The sequence below is a fragment of the Pseudomonas sp. GD03862 genome (genome assembly GCF_029840855.1).
GTDB classification, from domain to species: domain Bacteria; phylum Pseudomonadota; class Gammaproteobacteria; order Pseudomonadales; family Pseudomonadaceae; genus Aquipseudomonas; species Aquipseudomonas alloputida.
In genome coordinates, this window is sequence record NZ_JAOCDI010000007.1 from 20,770 (window position 1) to 41,582 (window position 20,813).

The 20,813-nt window shown below is 63.3% G+C and carries 17 protein-coding genes; 6 read left to right on the forward strand and 11 right to left on the reverse strand.

The features are described 5' to 3' along the window. The first annotated feature begins 79 nt into the window (after nucleotides 1-79). Nucleotides 80-601: a ribosome biogenesis factor YjgA gene (gene yjgA, locus N5D53_RS06770; protein WP_003255152.1), complete on the forward strand. Its 522-nt coding sequence runs from the start codon at nucleotides 80-82 to the stop codon at nucleotides 599-601. 57 nt (nucleotides 602-658) lie between these two features. Here the strand turns inward: yjgA and tldD are convergent, their stop codons facing one another. The 8 genes from tldD to mreB all read right to left on the reverse strand — a co-directional run bounded on the left by tldD (nucleotide 659) and on the right by mreB (nucleotide 11,773). Then, on the reverse strand, nucleotides 659-2,098 hold the full coding sequence (tldD, locus tag N5D53_RS06775) for a metalloprotease TldD (protein WP_003255154.1): 1,440 nt from the start codon (nucleotides 2,096-2,098) through the stop codon (nucleotides 659-661). 2 nt (nucleotides 2,099-2,100) lie between these two features. Next, nucleotides 2,101-2,952, reverse strand: a complete 852-nt coding sequence (locus N5D53_RS06780; RefSeq protein ID WP_014589818.1) for a carbon-nitrogen hydrolase family protein — start codon at nucleotides 2,950-2,952, stop codon at nucleotides 2,101-2,103. Between the two features lie 8 nt (nucleotides 2,953-2,960). Continuing rightward, nucleotides 2,961-6,782 (reverse strand): YhdP family protein, encoded by a 3,822-nt coding sequence (locus tag N5D53_RS06785; protein WP_279840179.1) that lies wholly within the window; start codon nucleotides 6,780-6,782, stop codon nucleotides 2,961-2,963. A gap of 82 nt (nucleotides 6,783-6,864) precedes the next feature. Further along, a complete protein-coding gene (gene rng, locus N5D53_RS06790; protein ID WP_010952135.1) occupies nucleotides 6,865-8,322 on the reverse strand; it encodes a ribonuclease G in 1,458 nt (485 codons plus the stop codon). Between the two features lie 53 nt (nucleotides 8,323-8,375). Next, the gene (locus N5D53_RS06795) at nucleotides 8,376-8,987 is read right to left on the reverse strand and encodes a Maf family protein (RefSeq protein ID WP_190869666.1); all 612 of its coding nucleotides are present in this window, start codon (nucleotides 8,985-8,987) and stop codon (nucleotides 8,376-8,378) included. A 32-nt stretch (nucleotides 8,988-9,019) separates the two neighbouring features. Beyond that, complete coding sequence (gene mreD, locus N5D53_RS06800) at nucleotides 9,020-9,508, reverse strand: rod shape-determining protein MreD (protein WP_003255161.1); 489 nt, start codon at nucleotides 9,506-9,508, stop codon at nucleotides 9,020-9,022. Next, complete coding sequence (gene mreC, locus N5D53_RS06805) at nucleotides 9,508-10,569, reverse strand: rod shape-determining protein MreC (RefSeq protein WP_104960852.1); 1,062 nt, start codon at nucleotides 10,567-10,569, stop codon at nucleotides 9,508-9,510. Before mreC ends, mreD begins: the two co-directional genes overlap by 1 nt. A gap of 166 nt (nucleotides 10,570-10,735) precedes the next feature. Then, nucleotides 10,736-11,773 (reverse strand): rod shape-determining protein MreB, encoded by a 1,038-nt coding sequence (gene mreB / locus N5D53_RS06810; RefSeq protein ID WP_003255163.1) that lies wholly within the window; start codon nucleotides 11,771-11,773, stop codon nucleotides 10,736-10,738. Nucleotides 11,774-11,978: 205 nt separating this feature from the next. Between mreB and gatC the strand changes: the two genes are divergently transcribed. The 5 genes from gatC (at nucleotide 11,979) to N5D53_RS06835 (ending at nucleotide 16,795) form a co-directional block, all read left to right on the forward strand. After that, nucleotides 11,979-12,266 (forward strand): Asp-tRNA(Asn)/Glu-tRNA(Gln) amidotransferase subunit GatC, encoded by a 288-nt coding sequence (gene gatC / locus N5D53_RS06815; protein ID WP_003255165.1) that lies wholly within the window; start codon nucleotides 11,979-11,981, stop codon nucleotides 12,264-12,266. A gap of 15 nt (nucleotides 12,267-12,281) precedes the next feature. Beyond that, nucleotides 12,282-13,733, forward strand: a complete 1,452-nt coding sequence (gene gatA / locus N5D53_RS06820) for an Asp-tRNA(Asn)/Glu-tRNA(Gln) amidotransferase subunit GatA (protein ID WP_104960851.1) — start codon at nucleotides 12,282-12,284, stop codon at nucleotides 13,731-13,733. 11 nt (nucleotides 13,734-13,744) lie between these two features. Next, the gene (gene gatB, locus N5D53_RS06825) at nucleotides 13,745-15,190 is read left to right on the forward strand and encodes an Asp-tRNA(Asn)/Glu-tRNA(Gln) amidotransferase subunit GatB (RefSeq protein WP_010952130.1); all 1,446 of its coding nucleotides are present in this window, start codon (nucleotides 13,745-13,747) and stop codon (nucleotides 15,188-15,190) included. Nucleotides 15,191-15,316: 126 nt separating this feature from the next. Continuing rightward, on the forward strand, nucleotides 15,317-15,691 hold the full coding sequence (locus N5D53_RS06830) for a septal ring lytic transglycosylase RlpA family protein (RefSeq protein ID WP_010952129.1): 375 nt from the start codon (nucleotides 15,317-15,319) through the stop codon (nucleotides 15,689-15,691). A 60-nt stretch (nucleotides 15,692-15,751) separates the two neighbouring features. Beyond that, nucleotides 15,752-16,795: a calcium/sodium antiporter gene (locus tag N5D53_RS06835; RefSeq protein WP_064492408.1), complete on the forward strand. Its 1,044-nt coding sequence runs from the start codon at nucleotides 15,752-15,754 to the stop codon at nucleotides 16,793-16,795. 552 nt (nucleotides 16,796-17,347) lie between these two features. Here the strand turns inward: N5D53_RS06835 and N5D53_RS06840 are convergent. From N5D53_RS06840 to N5D53_RS06850, 3 genes are all read right to left on the reverse strand, one after another. After that, nucleotides 17,348-18,709 (reverse strand): amino acid permease, encoded by a 1,362-nt coding sequence (locus N5D53_RS06840; RefSeq protein WP_104960850.1) that lies wholly within the window; start codon nucleotides 18,707-18,709, stop codon nucleotides 17,348-17,350. Between the two features lie 56 nt (nucleotides 18,710-18,765). Further along, nucleotides 18,766-19,707 (reverse strand): AEC family transporter, encoded by a 942-nt coding sequence (locus N5D53_RS06845; protein WP_012051304.1) that lies wholly within the window; start codon nucleotides 19,705-19,707, stop codon nucleotides 18,766-18,768. Nucleotides 19,708-19,900: 193 nt separating this feature from the next. Then, nucleotides 19,901-20,788, reverse strand: a complete 888-nt coding sequence (locus N5D53_RS06850; RefSeq protein ID WP_266022587.1) for an acyl-CoA dehydrogenase — start codon at nucleotides 20,786-20,788, stop codon at nucleotides 19,901-19,903. Between the last annotated feature and the right edge of the window lie 25 nt (nucleotides 20,789-20,813).

A 20,813-nucleotide genomic window follows, 5' to 3' on the forward strand; every position in this document is an offset into this window, starting at 1 on the left:
TTGGGGTCATTCTACGACCGGGCCGGACAAGCGGCCCCCGACTGGTTATCATGGCGGCGATTTCTAGCGGACTGCCACCATGGTTGATTCAAACGACGACGCCTTCGACGGCGAAAAAAGCAAAACCCAGATCAAGCGCGAACTGCATGCGCTGGTCGAACTCGGCGAGCGGCTTACCACGCTCAAGGCCGATACCTTGGCGCGCCTGCCTTTGACCGACGAGCTGCGCAAGGCACTGGCCGAGGCCAGCAAGCACACCGCTCATGGCGCCCGTAAACGCCACATGTCGTTCGTCGGCAAGCTCATGCGCGTGCAAGACCTCGATGCCATCCATGCCTTGCTCGAACAGATGGACAGCTCGACTCGCCAGTACAACGAACGTTTCCACAGCCTGGAGCGCTGGCGTGACCGGTTGATCGACGGTAACGACGAAGACCTCGAGCGCTTCGTCAACGAGTATCCCGACACCGACCGCCAGCAGCTGCGCTCGCTGGTGCGCCATGCCCAGCACGAGAAGGCGCGGAACAAGCCGCCTGCCGCCGCGCGCAAGGTGTTCAAGTACATCCGCGACCTCGACGAGTTGCAGCGCGGGTTGCGCTGACGGACTGGGGCCTTGTGGGAGCGGGCGTGCCCGCTCCCACAATGGCTCCCGAAGCCATCAAGCCCCGGTACCGCCCACGGTGATCGCATCCAGTTTCAAGGTAGGCTGCCCCACCCCGACCGGTACCGACTGCCCGTCCTTTCCGCACGTTCCTACCCCGCTGTCCAGTGCCAGGTCGTTACCGACCATCGAAACCCGGCTCATCGCCTCGGGACCATTGCCGATCAGGGTTGCACCCTTCACTGGCGCGGTAATCTTGCCGTCTTCGATCAGGTAGGCCTCACTGGTGGAGAACACGAACTTGCCGCTGGTGATATCCACCTGCCCACCACCGAGGTTGGCGCAGTAGATACCCTTCTTCACCGAAGCGATGATCTCCTGTGGGTCGCTTTCGCCGGCTCGCATGTAGGTGTTGGTCATGCGAGGCATCGGCAGGTGCGCGTAGGATTCACGGCGGCCGTTGCCGGTCACGGCCATGCCCATCAGGCGCGCGTTCAGCTTGTCCTGCATGTAACCCTTGAGCACGCCATTCTCGATCAGCGTGGTGCACTCGGTCGGGGTACCTTCGTCGTCTACGCTCAACGAGCCGCGGCGGCCTTCGAGGGTGCCATCGTCGACGATGGTGCACAGGCTCGACGCCACTTTCTCGCCAATGCGGCCACTGAACGCCGAACTGCCTTTGCGATTGAAGTCGCCTTCCAGGCCATGGCCGACCGCTTCGTGCAACAGCACGCCCGACCAGCCCGAGCCCAGCACAACCGGCAAGGTACCGGCCGGTGCCGGAATCGCTTCCAGATTCACCAGGGCCTGGCGCAGGGCCTCGCGGGCATAGCCCATCACCCGCTCTTCGGTGAAGTAGCGGTAATCGGTACGCCCGCCACCGCCCTGCCCGCCACGCTCGCGACGGCCATTCTGCTCGACGATGACGCTGACATTGAAGCGCACCAGCGGGCGTACGTCGGCGGCCAGGCTGCCATCGGCCGCGGCAATCAGAATGCGTTCCCAGACCCCGGCCATGCTCACGCTGACTTGCTGAATGCGCGGGTCCAGGGCACGGGTGGCGGCATCGACACGCTTAAGCAGCTCGACCTTTTCGGCACGGCTGAGCACGTCCAGCGGGTTGTCCGCGGTATACAGGGCGGCCACCTCCTGGCTGCGGAAGGCTTGCACCGTGCCGTTTTGCCCGGCACGGGAAATCGAACGGGCGGCACGGGCTGCCGAGGTCAGCGCTTCGAGGTTGATCGCGTTGCTGTAGGCGAAGCCGGTTTTTTCGCCGGACTGGGCACGCACGCCCACACCCTGGTCGAGGTTGAAGCTGCCCTCTTTGACGATGCCGTCTTCCAGCGCCCAGGTTTCCGAGATCTGGCCCTGGAAATACAGGTCGGCGGCATCGATGCCGGGGCCAGCCAACTCACCCAGCACGCTCTGCAGGCTGTCCAGGGTCAAGCCGCCTGGGGCCAGGAGCTGCTCACTGACGGTGGATAACATCTGGCTCATAGTCACTCCGAGGTATGCGCAGGCCGCAACGCGCCCTGCGAAAAAAAGCGCCGGTGCGATACCACCGGCATGCGCGTCCGAATGGACGCTTGTTCTTCAATGTCGCGCTCGGCAAGCAGTACCGCTTCACCTTGCGCCTGTTCTGCGAGAATGCGCCCCCAAGGGTCGACGATCGCCGCATGGCCATGGGTTTCCCGTGGGCCAGGGTGGGCACCGCCCTGTGCCGCAGCCAGCAGGTAACACTGGGTTTCGATGGCCCTGGCACGCACCAGCACCTCCCAATGTGCTGCGCCGGTCACTGCAGTAAAAGCTGCCGGTGCGGTGATCAGCTCCGCGCCGGCCGCGCGCAGCGCGCTGTAAAGTTCGGGAAAGCGCAGGTCGTAACACACGCTCAGCCCCAGCCGACCGACCGGCGTATCAGCCACCACCACCTGAGCACCCTGTGCGTAGTCATCCGACTCGCGGTAACGGCCCCGGTTGTCGGCCACGTCCACATCAAACAAGTGCAGCTTGTCATACCTTGCCGCCACCTCGCCGTGTTCATCGACCAGCAGCGAGCACGCATGGGCCTTGGCATCGGGCTGGCCGAACGGTGGCAAGGGCAAAGTACCGGCAACAATCCATAACTTGAGGTCGCGGGCGGTGCGTTTCAACCACGGCAGAATGGGCCCTTCCCCCAAGGCTTCGGCACGACCGATGGCAGCCGCGTCCTTGCGCCCCATGGCGGCAAAGTTTTCCGGCAACACCGCCAGCCGTGCGCCGCCCAGCGCGGCCTGCTCCAACAGGGCGCCGGCACGCTGCAGGTTGGTCTGCACGTCGTCCTGGCTGACCATCTGGATTACCGCTGCCTTCATGGGTACTCCTAGCGGGATTTCTCGAAAGGTTTCACAAATGTGATTCTAGGCTCTTTCCACGGCCCTTCGACACGGTAGTGCACGCTGGCAAAGCGTGACACGCGGTCACCGATCAGCCGATCGACCAGGAACAGCGCACCGCCCACCGCCGGCGCGCCGACGATCAACGCCGCCAGCGGCAGGTTGTTGGTCACCGGCAGGCTCACCTGCAAGTCAGCATCGACCCGGTCCCTGACCATGTCCAGCGTGCCGTCGAGCTCGAAGTTGCTCGACGGGCCGGTCACGGTAATCGGTTCGCGGGTCACGTACACGCCACTGCTGGCCACCAGCAAGCCCTTGACCCGGTCATAGGCCAGGCCCTTGTCAAACAGGTCGGAAAAGTCCAGACGCAGGCGCCGGCCAATCGAGTTGAAGTTGAGCAGGCCGAACACCCGCAGTGCCTGTGCGCTGCCTTCGACCTCGACGAACTGGCCGGTGCGCAGCGCCGCATCCATGCTGCCCGAGAAGCGCTTCAGGCCCACTGCGGCCGGCGAACCCGGCCAGCGGCCATCCACGTCCAAGCGGAAGTCGCGGCTGGTCACCGTCGGGGCAAAGCCCCAGGCGCTGAGCACATCCGCCAGGTTCTTGCCATCAAGGCGCCCTTTGTACCAACTGCTGGTTTTGCCCGTTTCACCCTCCCAGCCACCACCGCCATCGATGCGCAACCCCTTGAGGTCGAGGTCGATATCACTGGCTGTAACGCCACGTGGGGTCGGCCGCAGCTTGATCGCGGCGCTGCCGTAAAGATCGTCACCGCGATAGAGCTTGTCGATGCTCAGGTCCAGTGCCGGGACTTTGCGCGGATCGAACGAGGCCAGCGGGTCGGGGCCGTCTTCAGCCTGCTGTTCAGCGGCGCTGGCGGCAGGCAGCCGCAAGGTCTGCATGCGCACGACCATCGGCGCGCCCTTGGCATCCGGAACGCGCGCATTACCAATGACTTCCTTGCTGTCGAGGCGCAAATCCCAGGCCGGGCCGCCCCGGGCCAGGCGTACCACGGCCTGGTTCAGGTCCATGCCGAAGGCTTTCAACTGGCCGATGCTCAGGTCGACGCTTTGCAGGTTCTGCCGCGCGCTGCCACCGGGGTCGTCCCCAGCCAGCCGGCCCGCCTGCTCTTGCCAAGGGGCCAGGTCCAGGGTCTCCAGGCGCCCGCGCACCCTCAGCCCCTGGCTGGCAGGTACCCGGGCGTCGCCTGTGCCCAGCACTAGCTCGCCGCGGCCCTGGGTCAAGTTTTCAGCCGGTGCAGCATAGGCAAAGCGGGCAAGGTCGGCGTAGGCAGCATCGAATTGCCGCTCCGGGCCCTGAAGGCTCATGCTGAAACGGCTGTCGCGGGTATCTGCTGCCGCTTTGCCGAACGGAGCCGGCAGGTCGATGGCCAGCCCCTTGAGGCTGGAAGTGACACTCAGGCGGTTGTCCCGGCTCCCCAGACTGAGCTGCAACTGATAGGGCAGGTCACCGGAGGCCGGCAAGGCCTGCTTGAACTGCAGCCAGTCAGTCAGCGCCTTGAGCGATACCTGGCCATTGGCATTGATGCGGGTCTGCATCTGCCCAGCCTGACCTTCAGCGGTTATTTGCGCCGTTACCGGCTTGCCGAAGGCCTGCAGGCTGATGCCTTTGCCACTCAGGCCCTTGTCGAAGTCGAAGCTGAAGTCGCCCTTCAGGCGGTTCAACTCCAGGCTTGGCGGGGCGACTTTCAGGCGCGCATCGTGGGTGGCGAAGTCCACCTGCACCTTTGGGCGCTGCCCATGGGCCAGCGGGATATCGAGCTTGACCTTGCCCTTCAGCGGCCCCTCACCTTCCCAGCCGGCGAAAATTTCACCGGTGCCGATTGGCGCTTCCTTGAGAATCTTCAGGCCATCACCCAGGCTACCGTCGAAGTCGCCATCCAGGTAGAGATGGCTGTGCTGGTCGCCGTCGACATGCGGGATATCGACATTCACATCGCTGACCTTGGTGTCGAGCAGCACGCCTCGCTGGGCCTTGATGCGCACGCCACTGTCCTCGATGAACACATCGCCATCGACATGCTGCACCTGTGGCCAACCGGGCTGGAAGTCCAGCGCGGCGTCATGCACCTTGAAGAACAGGCTGATGCTGCGCGCTTGCGGGGATGCGCCATGGTTCAGCGAGCCCTGATACTGGAAGTAGCCTTCATCCACAGCGCCTTTGACGATAGCGCTGCGCAGCCACTCGTCGAGGGCCGGGCTGAGCACCTCGGGCAGATACTTGGCAGTAAAGCGGCCATCGCCTTCGGTCAGGCCGACGCGCAGGTCCATGTAGTCCTCGCGGCCTTCCTCGAACAACAGGCGAATCAGGAAGTCACCGGCGATCTTGCCCTCCTCGCCCAGCACCTTGAGGTAGGGCGCAATCAGGGTGAAACCGTCTTTGTCCAAGGTCCAGGTCAAGCGCGCATTCGCCTTCTGGTAATGCCAGGGCTTGGCGAAGATCGGGTACAGATGCAGCATGAACGCATCGGTATCCAGGCGCAGCTCGCCGTGGCCCAGGTCACCACTGATGCTGCCACTGACGTTACCGGCCGCCGGGGCGTTGTGATAAGCATCGAAGCCTACCTTCTCCAGGTTGGCTGCGAACTGCAGGCGCTGGTCACCCTCGGCCTTGGGCCTGGCCTCGAGGCGCACATTGCGCAACGCACCGGTCACCTTCAAGCCATCGACCACATCCTTGACCTTGTCCGGCAGGGGGGCCAGGGCATCGATCAGCGGAGTCAGCGGGGTGAGGTCGAGGCGGTCGGCCTGTAACTGCCAGCTTTCATCGGCTGCGTTCTGGCCAGGGCGCTGCTGCAACTGCAGGTGAGACTCCCAGCGGGCCTTGCCGAGGTCCATGGCCAACGAGTCGACGACCACATCGAAGCCTTGCTCCCGGCGCTGGAACCAGGCGCCCAAAGCCAGGTTATTCAGGTTGGCAGCCTTGCGCCCGGCATAGGCCCCCTCCAGCCTGGGTGCATTGAGCCTTACGACGGCCCGTTGCAACTGCCCCTTGCCCCAGCCGATCCAGAACTCACCGCCCGCCCGCAAGGTGTCAGCATGCCACTGCCCCAACACCCTGGGCGGCAACCAATGTGCCCAGTCACTTTGCGGCAGGCTGACATAGGCCTCTACCTCGCCATCACGCCAAGCGTCGGCCGACATACGGCTGTTCAGGCTCAACGCCAGGGGCTGGCCGTCAGGCAGGGTCGCACGCAGATCCAGGGCCTGGCGTTTAGCACCGGCCTGCAGGCCGGCACTCACATATGTCAGGGTCAGCGGGTCGCGCTGCCAGGGGTGCAGGGTGACCAGACTGTCGAACACATCGATGCGCCCCAGCTGGCGCAGGCGCTGCAGCAAGTCGGCAGGGTCCAGCGGCGCGTCGTCCTTCTTCGGCAGGCCTTCCAGGCTCCAGGCGCCCTGCTCGTTTTCGCGAAGGATCAGTTGCAGCCCGCCCAGCTGGATGCGCGCCAGGCGCACTTCGCGGGCGGTGAGGCTGGCCCAGATGTCGGGCACCACCATGACGTCGTCCAGCCGGAGCGCCCTGGTGCCTTCGCCCAGTTGCAGGTCACGTACCCGCAGCACAGGGGCCAGTCCGCTCCAGTGCCCTTCCAGGGCACCGACATGCACGGGCAGGCCCAGCGCCTGCTCGGCCTTGCTTTCTACGTCGGCACGGTACTCGGCTACCAGCGGCACCAGTTCACGACCAAGGCTGACATACAGCGCCACCAATACTGCCAGCAGGGCACATATGCCCAACCCCCAGCGGGTCAGAGCAACAAGAACGCGGTTCAGACGTCCCATGGCCATGGCCCTCCAAGTCGTTTATCCATGATGGCCCGTCGTGCCGGTTTTGCCAGCACGACGATGCAGTGGCGTGTTTCAGAAGACCTCAGAGCAGCACCACGTCGTATTGTTCCTGCGAATACATCGACTCGACCTGGAAGCGAATGGTTCGACCGATGAAGGCTTCCAGTTCCGCCACGTTGCCTGACTCTTCATCCAGCAGGCGGTCGACCACCTTCTGGTTGGCCAGCACACGGTAGCCTTCAGCCTGATAGGCACGGGCCTCACGCAGGATCTCGCGGAATATTTCGTAACAGATGGTCTCGGGTGTTTTCAGCTTGCCGCGGCCCTGACAGGCCAGGCACGGCTCGCAAAGCACCTGTTCCAGGCTTTCCCGCGTGCGCTTGCGGGTCATCTGCACCAGGCCCAGCTCGGTGATGCCGATGATGTTGGTCTTGGCGTGATCGCGCTCCAGCTGTTTTTCCAGGGTACGCAGTACCTGGCGCTGGTGATCTTCGTCTTCCATGTCGATGAAGTCGATGATGATGATGCCGCCAATGTTGCGCAGGCGCAGTTGTCGGGCGATGGCGGTAGCAGCCTCGAGGTTGGTCTTGAAGATGGTTTCTTCGAGGTTGCGATGGCCGACGAAAGCCCCGGTGTTGACGTCGATGGTGGTCATCGCTTCGGCCGGGTCGACCACCAGGTAACCGCCGGACTTCAACGGCACCTTGCGCTCCAGAGCCCGCTGGATCTCGTCTTCGACGCCGTACAGGTCAAAGATTGGGCGCTCGCCCGGGTAGTGTTCGAGGCGGTCGGCAATTTCCGGCATCAACTCGCCGACGAACTGCGTGGTCTTCTGGAAGGTTTCCCGCGAGTCGATGCGGATCTTCTCGATCTTCGGGTTGACCAGGTCGCGCAGGGTACGCAGGGCCAGGCCAAGGTCTTCGTAAATGACCGTGGGCGCGCCGCAGGTCTTGATCTGGGTGCCAATCTGCTCCCACAGGCGGCGCAGGTAACGGATGTCCTGCAAGATCTCCTCGGCACGCGCGCCTTCGGCGGCGGTGCGCAAGATGAAACCACCGGCATCCTTGATGTTTTCGCCATCCATGCAGTCGCTGACCACTTGCTTGAGGCGCTCACGCTCGGCTTCGTCCTCGATTTTCAGCGAAATACCGACATGGCTGCTGCGTGGCATGTACACCAGGTAACGCGACGGAATCGATAGCTGGGTGGTCAGGCGTGCACCCTTGGTGCCGATCGGGTCCTTGGTCACCTGCACCACCAGGGCCTGGCCTTCATGTACCAGTGCGGTGATGTTCTCTACCGCCGAGCCTTCGCGCTGGGAGATTTCCGAGGCATGGATAAACGCTGCGCGTTCGAGGCCGATGTCGACGAAGGCCGCCTGCATGCCTGGCAGCACACGCACCACCTTGCCCTTGTAGATATTGCCGACGATGCCACGGCGCTGGGTGCGCTCGACGTGCACCTCCTGCAGCACCCCGTTTTCCACCACCGCCACACGTGACTCCATCGGGGTGATGTTGATCAGGATCTCTTCACTCATGGCAGGCTCTCGTCAAAGGTTCTTCTAATGATGGATGGCGTATGCACTGCTGGCTACTGCGGGTTTGTTACCTCTGGCGTATGCGCGAGCGACTGCCAGCAGGCGATGCCGAACTGGCCAAGCAAATCGGCCGTTTCACAGAGTGGCAAGCCGACCACCGCCGAATAGCTGCCGGAAAGGCCGCTGACGAAGACCGCACCCAGCCCCTGGATGGCATAGCCGCCAGCCTTGTCAGATGGCTCGCCGCTGGCCCAATAGCGTTGCGCTTCATCAGTGCTGATGGCGCGAAAGCGCACCGTGCTGGTCACGCAAAAACTGTGCACACGCTGGCCATCGTCCAGGGCGACAGCGGTCAGCACCTGATGCTCACGGCCTGACAGGTCAGCCAGCATGGCCAAGGCATCTTCACGGTTTTCCGGTTTGCCGAGAATACGACCATCGAGCACCACGGCAGTGTCTGCGCCGAGCACTACAGCCGGGCCGTCGACACTGGCCAGGCCGGCGGCGGCCTTTGCCCGGGCCAGGCGTTCGACGTAGGCAGGGGCGCTTTCGCTGGGTAGCGGAGATTCATCGACCGGGGCACTGATGACAATGAACGGCACGCCGATCTGCGTCAGCAGTTCACGACGACGGGGCGAGCCTGAAGCCAGGTATAGCGGGGTCATGCAGACATCTCCCTGTCAGTGGCGCGTTGCCGTCAGTTGATGTGCAAGCGTCGACGCAGGTCGCGCAAGGCAAAGCTGATCCACGGCCAGAGCAAGGCGCTGATCACCGCCGACCAGACAAGCGCCAGGGTGGGCAGGCGGTTGCCGGTCAGTGCACTGAGCCACAGCTGGATCAACTGGGCGATACCGAAGATCACCAGAATGACCAGGCTTTGCTGCCACATGGGGAACATGCGCAGACGCTGCTGCAGGGACAGCACCAAGAAGGTGATGAGGGTAAGGACCAGCGCATTCTGCCCCAGCAACGTGCCATACAGCACGTCCTCGGCAAGGCCCAGCACGAATGCCGTGGTCATGCCGACCTTGTTCGGCACGGCAAGGGTCCAGAACGACACCAGCAAGGCCAGCCACATGGGCCGGAACACTTCCATGAACTGCGGCATGGGGGAAACGCTGAGCAGCAGGCCGATGGCGAACGTAAGCCAGATGACCCAGCCGTTATTGCGGCGTGATGCAGCCATCATTGCCTCCGGGGTTGAGCGGGTGCGGCCGGCGTGGCAGGTGCAGCAGACGGGGCTGCTGGCTGCGCGACCGGAGTGGCCGGTGCTGCCGGTGCTGCCGGTGCGACCGACGCGGCAGGCGTGCCAGCGGCGGGTGCGACCTGATCACGGGTAGCGGCCGGCTGGCCAGCAGGTGCAGCGCCCTTGCGGTCAGCCTCTTCCTGGGCAATGGCGGCATCGGTGGCGCGCTGCTCCGGGCTACGCCGGTCACTGAACACCAGCAACATATAGCGGCTGCGGTTGAGCGCGGCGGTGGGGATGGCACGGACGATGGCAAAGGGTTGGCCGGAATCGTGGATCACTTCGTTGACCGTGGCCACCGGGTAGCCGGCAGGAAAGCGCTGCCCCATGCCGGAACTGACCAGCAGGTCGCCTTCCTTGATGTCGGCAGTGTCGGCCACATGGCGCAACTCCAGGCGCTCCGGGTTGCCAGTGCCGCTGGCGATGGCACGCAAACCGTTGCGGTTGACCTGCACCGGAATGCTGTGGGTGGTATCGGTCAGCAACAGCACCCGCGCGGTATAGGGCATCAACTCTACGACCTGGCCCATCAGGCCGCGGGCATCGAGCACCGGCTGGCCCAGGAACACACCATCACGCTCACCCTTGTTGATCAGAATGCGGTGGGTAAACGGGTTGGGGTCGACGCCGATCAGTTCCGCCACTTCAACCTTCTCGTTGACCAGCGCCGAAGAGTTGAGCAACTCGCGCAGCCGCACGTTCTGCTCGGTCAGGGCCGCCAGCTTCTGCAGGCGCCCCTGCAGCAGCAGGGCTTCGGTCTTGAGCTTCTCGTTTTCGGCAATCAGCTCGGTGCGGCTACCGAACTGGCCGGCCACACCTTGCCAGGCACGCTGTGGCAAATCGGTGATCCAGTACGACTCCATCAGCACCAGGCCCATCTGGCTGCGCACGGGTTTGAGCACGTCGAAGCGCGCGTCGACAACCATCAACGCGACCGACATCACCACCAGAACGAGCAGGCGAACGCCCAGCGAAGGGCCCTTGGAGAAAAGCGGTTTAATGGGCCGTTCCTCGTGGACGACTCAGGAGGTCATTGGACATGGAACAACGCACCAGCCTGGTTGCGGGTTGACGGATACGGCGCCCCAAACGGGCGCCAGCCCAGCGCATACAGGTAGCACTGTACGTACTACCTGTAAACCGGGCGCTCGTGAACAGCGAGCGGGATCACTCGCTGGAGAGCAGGTCCATCGCGTGCTTGTCCATCATCTCCAGGGCGCGACCGCCGCCACGGGCGACGCAGGTCAGCGGGTCCTCGGCGACGATCACCGGCAGGCCGGTTTCCTGGGCCAGCAGTTTGTCGAGGTCACGCAGCAGCGCACCACCACCGGTCAGCACCAGGCCGCGCTCGGCGATGTCCGAGGCGAGTTCCGGCGGCGATTGCTCGAGGGCGCTCTTGACCGCCTGGACGATGGTCGCCAGCGATTCCTGCAGCGCTTCGAGCACTTCGTTGGAATTCAGGGTGAAGGCACGCGGTACACCTTCGGCCAGGTTACGACCACGCACGTCGACTTCACGTACTTCGCCACCTGGGTAGGCAGTGCCGATTTCCTGCTTGATACGTTCGGCGGTGGATTCGCCGATCAAGCTGCCGTAGTTGCGACGCACGTAGGTCACGATGGCTTCGTCGAAGCGGTCACCGCCAACGCGGACGGACTCGGCATAGACCACGCCGTTCAGCGAGATCAGGGCGATTTCAGTGGTACCGCCACCGATATCGACGACCATCGAACCGCGGGCCTCTTCAACCGGCAGGCCTGCACCGATGGCAGCGGCCATCGGCTCTTCGATCAGGAACACTTCACGGGCACCCGCGCCGAGGGCCGACTCGCGGATGGCGCGGCGCTCGACCTGGGTCGACTTGCACGGCACGCAGATCAGCACGCGCGGGCTCGGCTGCAGGAAGCTGTTCTCGTGAACCTTGTTGATAAAATATTGCAACATTTTTTCGCAGACGCTGAAGTCGGCAATGACGCCGTCCTTCATCGGACGAATGGCTGCAATGTTGCCAGGCGTACGGCCCAGCATGCGTTTGGCTTCGGTACCGACGGCGACGACGCTTTTCTGGTTGCCATGGGTACGGATGGCAACAACCGAGGGCTCATTCAGGACGATACCGCGCTCACGCACGTAAATAAGGGTGTTGGCAGTACCCAGGTCGATAGAAAGATCGCTGGAAAACATGCCACGCAGTTTCTTGAACATGGGAAAGTGACCCTGGGGAAAGCGTGGGTAAAAAAGTGCGGCAAACTCTAACAATGGCAGGGATTTTGGGCAAGGAGCCAATATGTTAAATTGGCTGTTTTTCCGAGCACGCCAGCAGAATTTCGCGGCCGTTAGACCGCCAGAAAGCTGACATGTTCCTCACCGCGGACCCAAATTCCGTTCTTTGTTTCCCTTGGAGATCCTCATGGCGCTTGAACGCTGCGACGTGGAAAAGATCGCCCATCTGGCCCGCCTGGGCCTGAATGATGGCGAACTGCCACGCATTACCGACGCCCTGAACAGCATTCTCGGCCTGGTCGACCAGATGCAAGCGGTCGATACCACTGGCATCGAGCCCCTGGCCCACCCGCTGGAGGCCAGCCAGCGCCTGCGTCCTGACCAAGTCACCGAAAGCAACCAGCGCGATGCCTACCAGGCCATCGCGCCGTCGACCGAAAGCGGTCTGTACCTGGTTCCCAAAGTCATCGAGTAAGGGATAGAGCCTGCCATGCATCAATTGACCCTGGCCGAGATCGCCCGCGGACTCGCCGACAAATCGTTTTCTTCCGAAGAGCTGACCGGCACGCTGCTGGCGCGCATCAAGCAGCTCGACCCGCAGATCAACAGCTTCATCAGCATCACCGACGACCTGGCCCTGGCTCAGGCGCGTGCCGCCGATGCCCGTCGCGCCGCTGGCGAAACCGGCGCGCTGCTGGGTGCACCGATCGCCCACAAAGACCTGTTCTGCACCAACGGCGTACGCACCAGCTGCGGCTCGAAGATGCTCGACAACTTCAAGGCGCCCTATGACGCCACCGTGGTCGCCAAGCTGGCCGAAGCCGGCATGGTCACCCTGGGCAAGACCAACATGGACGAGTTCGCCATGGGTTCGGCCAACGAATCCAGCCATTACGGCGCGGTGAAGAACCCGTGGAACCTCGAGCACGTTCCGGGCGGATCGTCCGGTGGTTCGGCCGCTGCCGTGGCCGCGCGCCTGCTGCCCGCCACCACGGGCACCGACACCGGCGGCTCGATCCGCCAACCAGCGGCACTGACCAACCTCACCGGCCTCAAGCCGACGTACGGTCGTGTGTCGCGCTGGGGCATGATCGCCTACGCCTCCAGCCTCGACCAGGGCGGCCCGCTGGCCCGCACCGCCGAGGACTGCGCGCTGCTGCTGCAAGGTATGGCCGGTTTCGACGCCAAGGACTCCACCAGCATCGAAGAACCGGTGCCGGACTACAGCGCCAGCCTGAACGCTTCGCTGCAAGGCCTGCGCATCGGCCTGCCGAAAGAGTACTTCGGTGCCGGCCTCGACCCACGCATCGCCGACCTGGTCCAGGCCAGCGTCAAAGAGCTGGAAAAGCTCGGTGCAGTGGTCAAGGAAATCAGCCTGCCGAACATGCAGCATGCCATTCCGGCCTACTACGTGATCGCTCCGGCTGAAGCCTCTTCCAACCTGTCGCGTTTCGACGGCGTACGCTTCGGCTACCGCTGTGAAGAGCCCAAAGACCTCACCGACCTGTACAAGCGCTCACGCGGCGAAGGGTTCGGCGTTGAAGTACAGCGCCGCATCATGGTCGGTACCTACGCCCTGTCGGCCGGCTACTACGACGCCTATTACGTGAAGGCGCAGCAAATCCGCCGCCTGATCAAGAACGACTTCATGGCCGCCTTCAACGATGTCGACCTGATTCTCGGCCCGACCACGCCAAACCCGGCCTGGAAGCTTGGCGCCAAGAGCAGCGACCCGGTTGCCGCCTATCTCGAAGACGTCTACACCATCACCGCCAACCTGGCGGGCCTGCCAGGCCTGTCGATGCCTGCGGGCTTCGTCGACGGCCTGCCGGTCGGCGTGCAACTGCTGGCGCCGTACTTCCAGGAAGGCCGCCTGCTCAACGTCGCGCACCGCTACCAACAGGTGACCGACTGGCATACCCGCGCCCCCAACGGCTTCTGAGGAATTCACACATGCAATGGGAAGTTGTGATCGGGCTGGAAATCCACACTCAGCTCGCCACCCAGTCGAAGATCTTCTCCGGCAGCGCTACCACCTTTGGCTCCGAGCCGAATACTCAGGCCAGCCTGGTTGACCTGGGCATGCCCGGCGTACTGCCGGTGCTGAACGAGCAAGCCGTGCGCATGGCGTGCATGTTCGGCCTGGCCATCGATGCCGAGATCGGCAAGCGCAACGTGTTCGCACGCAAGAACTACTTCTACCCCGACCTGCCCAAGGGCTACCAGATCAGCCAGATGGACCTGCCGATCGTCGGCAAGGGCCACCTGGACATCGCGCTGGAAGACGGCACCATCAAGCGCATCGGTGTAACCCGCGCGCACCTGGAAGAAGACGCCGGCAAGAGCCTGCACGAAGACTTCAGCGGTTCCACCGGCATCGACCTGAACCGTGCCGGCACCCCGCTGCTGGAAATCGTCTCCGAGCCTGACATGCGCAGCGCCAAGGAAGCCGTGGCTTACGTCAAGGCGATCCACGCGCTGGTGCGCTACCTGGGCATCTGCGACGGCAACATGGCCGAAGGTTCGCTGCGCTGCGACTGCAACGTATCGATCCGCCCGAAAGGCCAGACCGAGTTCGGCACTCGCTGTGAAATCAAGAACGTCAACTCGTTCCGCTTCATCGAGCGCGCGATCAACAGCGAAATCCAGCGCCAGATCGACCTGATCGAAGACGGTGGCAAAGTGGTGCAGGAAACCCGCCTGTACGACCCGAACAAGGACGAAACCCGCTCCATGCGCAGCAAAGAGGAAGCCAACGACTACCGTTACTTCCCCGACCCCGACCTGCTGCCGGTGGTCATCGAGGACAGCTTCCTCGAAACCATCCGCGCCGGCCTGCCGGAGCTGCCGCCACAGAAGGTCGAGCGCTTCCAGACTCAGTACGGCCTGTCGGCCTACGACGCCAACGTATTGGCCTCCAGCCGCGAACAGGCAGACTACTTCGAAGAAGTGGTGAAGATCGGTGGTGATGCCAAGCTGGCAGCCAACTGGGTCATGGTCGAACTGGGTAGCCTGCTGAACAAGCTGGGTGTCGAAATCGATCAGGCGCCGGTCAGCGCCGCGCAACTGGGCGGCATGCTGCTGCGCATTCGTGACAACACCATCAGCGGCAAGATTGCCAAAACCGTGTTCGAGGCCATGGCCGCCGGTGAAGGCGATGCCGACAGCATCATCGAGAGCAAAGGCCTGAAACAGGTTACCGACACGGGTGCGATCGACAAGATGCTCGACGAAATGCTGGCAGCCAATGCCGAGCAGGTCGAACAGTATCGCGCAGCCGATGAGGCCAAGCGCGGCAAGATGTTCGGCTTCTTCGTCGGCCAGGCCATGAAAGCCTCCAAAGGCAAGGCCAACCCGGGGCAGGTGAACCAATTGCTCAAAGCCAAGCTCGAAGGGTGATGGTTTTACCCCTGTAATGCTGCGAGGGCTTCGCCCTCGTTCGCGGCTGAAGCCGCTCCTACACAAGCCAGCGTTCCCTGTAGGAGCGGATTTACCCGCGAATGGTCGCACCGGAGAGCACCTGACTTGCTAAAACGTTCCCTCGGCACCCTCGCCCTGTTTTCTTTCCTGGCCGGCTGCGCCAGCCATGACATCGACCCGCGCGGCTACGACCAGACGGGCACCGCTTCCTACTACGGCTCGCGCCACCATGGCAAACGCACCGCCAGTGGCGAACCGTTCAACCAGCACGCCCTTACCGCCGCCCACCGCAGCCTGCCCTTCGGCACACGTGTACGGGTGACCAACATGGCTAACCAGCGCAGTGTGGTGGTACGCATAAACGACCGTGGCCCGCACACCCGCGGCCGCCTGATCGACCTGTCTCGCGCAGCAGCGGAAAAAATCGGCATGCTCCGTAGCGGAACAGCGCGTGTGCGAGTACAAGGGCTTAGCGACTGACGCGACAGGAGTCCGACCATTTTCGACCTGGCCACCCTTCCCACTTTTAGCCTGCTGCAAATGGGCGTTGCCCTGCTGTTGCTGGTCGGCGGCGCCGAGCTACTGGTGCGCTCCGCTTTGCGCCTGGCGCAGCGCCTGCACGTGCGCCCGCTGATCATAGGCCTGAGCCTGGTGGCCTTCGGCAGTACCGCGCCACAATTGACCGTAAGCCTGCAGGCCGCCTACCAGGGTGCGCCGGATGTGGCAGTAGGCAGCGTGATCGGCAGCAACATCTTCAACGTACTGGTCATTCTCGGCCTGGCCGCGCTGATCATCCCGCTGCGGGTGTCACGCCAGCTGGTGCGGCTGGACATTCCCCTGATGATCCTTGCCAGCGGGCTGGTGTATGCGCTGTCCGCCAATGCCCATCTGGGCAGGGTTGAAGGGGCACTGCTATTGCTGGGGCTGGCCGGTTACCTGGCAATGCTCTGGCATCAGTCGCGCCATTACGCACGCACCTACCCTGCCCCGGACGCCGCCAGGTCCGGGGCCGGGCGCTTCTGGTCAGGTACGCTGCTGCAGATACTGGTCGGCCTTGGCCTGCTGAGCCTGGCGGGCCACTTGCTACTGGAAGCTGCCATCGAGGTGGCCACCGACCTGGGCCTGTCCGAGCGTATTATCGGCCTGACGGTCGTCGCCATCTGCACCTCCCTGCCGGAACTGGCCGCTGCGCTGATCGCCGCCTTGCGTGGCGAACGGGAGATCGCCGTGGGCACGGTGATCGGCAGTAACCTGTTCAACCTGCTGGCTGTACTGGGCCTGACCGCACTGATCACCCCGGAACCCCTGTCGATCTCGCCTAACGCGCTGTCTTTCGATCTGCCTGTAATGCTCGGCGTTGCTGTCCTGAGCCTGCCAGTGTTCTATTCCGGTTACCGCATCACTCGCGCAGAAGGCCTGGTGTTTCTTTGCCTGTACCTGGCCTACGGCCTTCATGTGGCGGCTTTTACCATGGGTATGCCGCTGGCTGGCCGCCTGGAGCGATTGATGCTGTTCTATGTACTGCCGGTGCTCGCTACAGTGTTGCTGTACACCACCGTGCGTGCCTGGCGGAGGCAGCATTGAGGGGCATGGAAGGGAAACGCGTCAGGGCCGCCAGACGCATGCCTTTAGGCTTTCATCGCCTGTGAGATCGAGCGCCGCCCGCGCGGCGCTTCGCGGGTAAACCCGCTCCTACGTTTGTTTCGGGCCAATTATTCCTGTGGGATTTGCGCGCGAACGCTTTGGCGCATGCCTCGATATCGCGTCGTACAAACAAGGCGGTCGCGCGCGCCTGGCACAGAACGGTTTGTTTCGGGCCAATTATTCCTGCGGGATTTGCGCGCGAACGCTTTGGCGCATGCCTCGATATCGCGTCGTACAAACAAGGCGGTCGCGCGCGCCTGGCACAGGACGGTTTGTTTCGGGCCAATTATTCCTGCGGGATTTGCGCGCGAACGCTTTGGCGCATGCCTCGATATTGCGTCGTACAAACAAGGCGGTCGCGCGCGCCTGGCACAGGAGGGACTGGCCCGAAACAAACGTAGGAGCGGGTTTACCCGCGAAGCGCCGCGCGGGCGGCGCTCGATCTCACAGGCACCGAAAACCTAACGGCATACCCCTTACGAACAAACCCGATCAGCCCTTGGCCTGGCGAGCCTTCTTCAGCTTGAAAGCCACCCACAGCACAGCGATCCATGCCGGGATCAGCATTACCGAGATGCGAATCGGCGGCGTCAGGTACATCACCACCAGGATCAGCACGATGAACGCCAGGCACAGGTAGTTGGTCAGCGGGTGCCCCAGGCTTTTGTAGAAGGGGGTGATCCCGGCGGCCAGCTTGGCCTTGCGGAATTTGAGGTGGGTAATGCTGATGCTCGCCCAGTTGATCACCAACGCGGACACTGCCAACGCCATCAGCAAGCCAAAGGCCCCGCCCGGCATCAGGTAATTGATCAGCACGCACAGGCCGGTCGCAAAGGCCGACACGCCCAGCGCGGTCAGCGGCACGCCGCTACGGCTTACCTTCAGCAACTGACGCGGCGCATCGCCCTGGCTGGCGAGGCCGAACAGCATACGGCTATTGGCGTACACACAGCTGTTGTACACCGAGAGCGCAGCCGTCAGCACCACGATATTGAGAATGGTCGCCACCAGGTCGCTGTCCAGTTCGTGGAAGATCATCACGAACGGGCTGCCGCCCTGCACCACCTTCTGCCAAGGGTACAGCGACAACAGCACTGCCAAGGCACCGATGTAGAAAATCAGGATGCGGTACACCACCTGGTTGGTGGCCTTGGGGATGCTCTCGCGCGGGTTGTCAGCCTCGGCAGCCGTGATGCCGACCAACTCCAGGCCACCGAAGGAGAACATGATCACAGCCAGGGCCATTACCAGACCCGTGACGCCGTTAGGGAAGAAGCCGCCGTACTGCCACAGGTTGGCCACGCTGGCATCCGGGCCACCATGACCGCTGCCCAGCAACCAGGCACCAAAGCCGATCATGCTGACGATGGCTACTACCTTGACCAGGGCGAACCAGAACTCCATCTCGCCATAGACCTTTACCTGAGTCAGGTTGATCAGGTTGATCACCACGAAGAAGATCGCCGCCGTGGCCCAGGTGGGGAAGTCCGGCCACCAGTACTGCACGTAGATACCGACCGCCGTCAGCTCGGCCATGCCGACCAGCACGTACACCACCCAGTAATTCCAGCCTGAGACAAAGCCGGCAAACTCGCTCCAGTATTGGTGGGCGAAGTGGCTGAAGCTGCCGGCGACCGGCTCTTCCACCACCATTTCGCCCAGCTGACGCATGATCAGGAAGGCCATCAGGCCGGCGATGGCGTAGCCCAGCAACACGGAGGGGCCGGCCAACTGAATGGTCTGGGCAATGCCCAGGAACAAGCCGGTACCGATGGCCCCGCCCAGCGCGATCAGCTGGATATGGCGATTCTTCAGCCCGCGCTGTAACCGCTCGGGCGTGCTCTGGTCTTGCATGAAGTGTCCTTTAGCTCAGTGAGGCAGTGTTGTTGCTGTTATTTGCAGTCAAGGATCTAGATCCATCCGCCCCACTGCAAGATGAAAATACCAATGTTGGTGGTGATCGCCGCCATTAGCGTGGTAATCACGATGATCGACGCGGCCAGCTCATGATTGCCGTTGGCCGCGCGCGCCATTACGTAGCTGGCTGCAGCGGTCGGGCTGCCTATGTACAGGAACAGGATGCCCAGCTCCGCCCCGCGAAACCCGCACAACCAGGCACCAAGAGTGCCGAGCAGCGGCAGCCAGAGCATCTTCACCAGGCTGGCATCGATGGCCAGCCGGCCACAGTTACGCAGCGCTGCCAGCGACAGCGTGCCACCGATACAGATCAGCGCCAGCGGCAGCGTCATCTGTGCCAGGTAGTCGCCCGAGGTCAGCAGCCAGTTGGGCAGCGGCACCTGGCCGTAAGCCATCGGTGCGGCCACCAGCACGCTGATAATCAGCGGGTTGCTGAAAATGCTTTTGCAGATGCTCCACGGATCGGACTTGAGGTCCGGGCTGTACACCGCCAGCACCACCGCGGACAGCGAGTTGTACATGAGGATGACCAAGCCTGCGAGCACCGCCCCCAGGGAGATGCCATAGTCACCGTACAGGCTGGCGGCCAGGGCCAGGCCTATCACACCATTGTTGCCGCGGAAGGCGCCCTGGGTATAGATGCCCCGGTCGGCCATCGGGCTGCGCCAGATGGCCATGCCCCAGGCAATGGCGAAACCGACCAGGGTGGCGACGATGAAATACAGGATGACACCGGGCTTGACCGCTGCGGCCAGGTCGGCGTGGTAGATGCCGAGGAAGAGCAGCGCCGGCATGCAGACGTTGAATACCAGCTGCGAGGCGACGCGGTTGAAGTTGTCGTCGATCAAGTGAATGCGTTTGAGCAGGACGCCCATGAACAGCATGGCGAAAACCGGCGCCGTGATGTTCAGGGTCTGGATAAGAAGGGCGAGCATGCGCAAGCGATCCTGGAGGGGTTGCCGTCAGGCGGCCAATGATACGTCAACGGCTGGGATTTGCGGGGATCAAGCGCGATAAAAGGAAATGTCTTTCAGGTTTTCTGCTGCCAGTACCGGCCGCTTTGCACCTAACCCCGCCCCCACAGGTACCACGCCGCGATTCATCGGTTCACACAAACCTGTGAGCCATTCATGAAAAGCCCGCAGCAGCCCAAGCCTTGTTCAGCCGCTTCTCCCGCGCCGACGCCGCCAGCGCCATCACCCCTTGGTCACGCTGCCAGACTTGCGCCCACTGCACCGGCCCTGTCGCCAACGCCGCATCGATCTCCCCCCGCAAGGCCTGGAACTGCGCAAACAACCCGCCAAGCAACAAGTGACAACCCATGCTATCGGCACACTGGCGGCTACCCTCGGCGCAGCCGGCCAACAGCCCAAGCAACTGCAGGCGCAGCCCCTGCGGCCAGGCGCACTCCTGCCCAACGCCATACAACCAGGCGGTCAGCGCCGCGAGCACATACAAATCCTCCAGCGAACGGAACGGCTTCACGTAGGCATCCCAGCCGTCACCGGCCAGCAACTCGCACGACGCCTGCTCCAGCAGCAATCGGCCATGACCGACTTCCGGCATCAGCGGCAGGGTTGGCAATGGCTCCAGTGTTACCCCCGGCTCCCCGGGGTAAACCACCGCCAGGCTCAACTGCGGCGCAGCGCCAGCCGCTTCGCTACGCGCTGCCACCAGCAACCACTCCGCCTCCAGGCCCGCAGTAACGAAGTCTTTGCAACCCGACAGCCGCAGAGCGTCCAGCCGTGTGTGCATGTCTGCCGGCCGCACGCTGCGCCGCTCGGTGGCACACAAGGCGCCAAGGCTGTGCGGCGCACTGGGCCACAGCACGCGAAGGGCAGCCTGGTAACCCACCAGGAAGGCCAGGCCCGGGGTGGCCATTGCACGCCCGCCCAGTACCGCCAGTTCGAACGGGGCAACCGGGCCGAGGCGCTCAAGCAGCGCGGCGTAGGTTTCGCCCAGGGTGCCTGTCGGCGCGAGGCGAAGCGGATCGTTGAGTCGTTGCAACCAGGCCATGGAACAGCTCCTTGCTGGAGGGCTT

What these genes read in the sequence shown, in the direction of transcription:
- yjgA (WP_003255152.1), top strand. Translation starts at nt 80, where the DNA reads ATGGTTGATTCAAACGACGACGCCTTCGACGGCGAAAAAAGCAAAACC.
- tldD (WP_003255154.1), bottom strand. Translation starts at nt 2,098, where the DNA reads ATGAGCCAGATGTTATCCACCGTCAGTGAGCAGCTCCTGGCCCCAGGC.
- N5D53_RS06780 (WP_014589818.1), bottom strand. Translation starts at nt 2,952, where the DNA reads ATGAAGGCAGCGGTAATCCAGATGGTCAGCCAGGACGACGTGCAGACC.
- N5D53_RS06785 (WP_279840179.1), bottom strand. Translation starts at nt 6,782, where the DNA reads ATGGCCATGGGACGTCTGAACCGCGTTCTTGTTGCTCTGACCCGCTGG.
- rng (WP_010952135.1), bottom strand. Translation starts at nt 8,322, where the DNA reads ATGAGTGAAGAGATCCTGATCAACATCACCCCGATGGAGTCACGTGTG.
- N5D53_RS06795 (WP_190869666.1), bottom strand. Translation starts at nt 8,987, where the DNA reads ATGACCCCGCTATACCTGGCTTCAGGCTCGCCCCGTCGTCGTGAACTG.
- mreD (WP_003255161.1), bottom strand. Translation starts at nt 9,508, where the DNA reads ATGGCTGCATCACGCCGCAATAACGGCTGGGTCATCTGGCTTACGTTC.
- mreB (WP_003255163.1), bottom strand. Translation starts at nt 11,773, where the DNA reads ATGTTCAAGAAACTGCGTGGCATGTTTTCCAGCGATCTTTCTATCGAC.
- gatC (WP_003255165.1), top strand. Translation starts at nt 11,979, where the DNA reads ATGGCGCTTGAACGCTGCGACGTGGAAAAGATCGCCCATCTGGCCCGC.
- gatA (WP_104960851.1), top strand. Translation starts at nt 12,282, where the DNA reads ATGCATCAATTGACCCTGGCCGAGATCGCCCGCGGACTCGCCGACAAA.
- gatB (WP_010952130.1), top strand. Translation starts at nt 13,745, where the DNA reads ATGCAATGGGAAGTTGTGATCGGGCTGGAAATCCACACTCAGCTCGCC.
- N5D53_RS06835 (WP_064492408.1), top strand. Translation starts at nt 15,752, where the DNA reads ATGGGCGTTGCCCTGCTGTTGCTGGTCGGCGGCGCCGAGCTACTGGTG.
- N5D53_RS06840 (WP_104960850.1), bottom strand. Translation starts at nt 18,709, where the DNA reads ATGCAAGACCAGAGCACGCCCGAGCGGTTACAGCGCGGGCTGAAGAAT.
- N5D53_RS06845 (WP_012051304.1), bottom strand. Translation starts at nt 19,707, where the DNA reads ATGCTCGCCCTTCTTATCCAGACCCTGAACATCACGGCGCCGGTTTTC.
- N5D53_RS06850 (WP_266022587.1), bottom strand. Translation starts at nt 20,788, where the DNA reads ATGGCCTGGTTGCAACGACTCAACGATCCGCTTCGCCTCGCGCCGACA.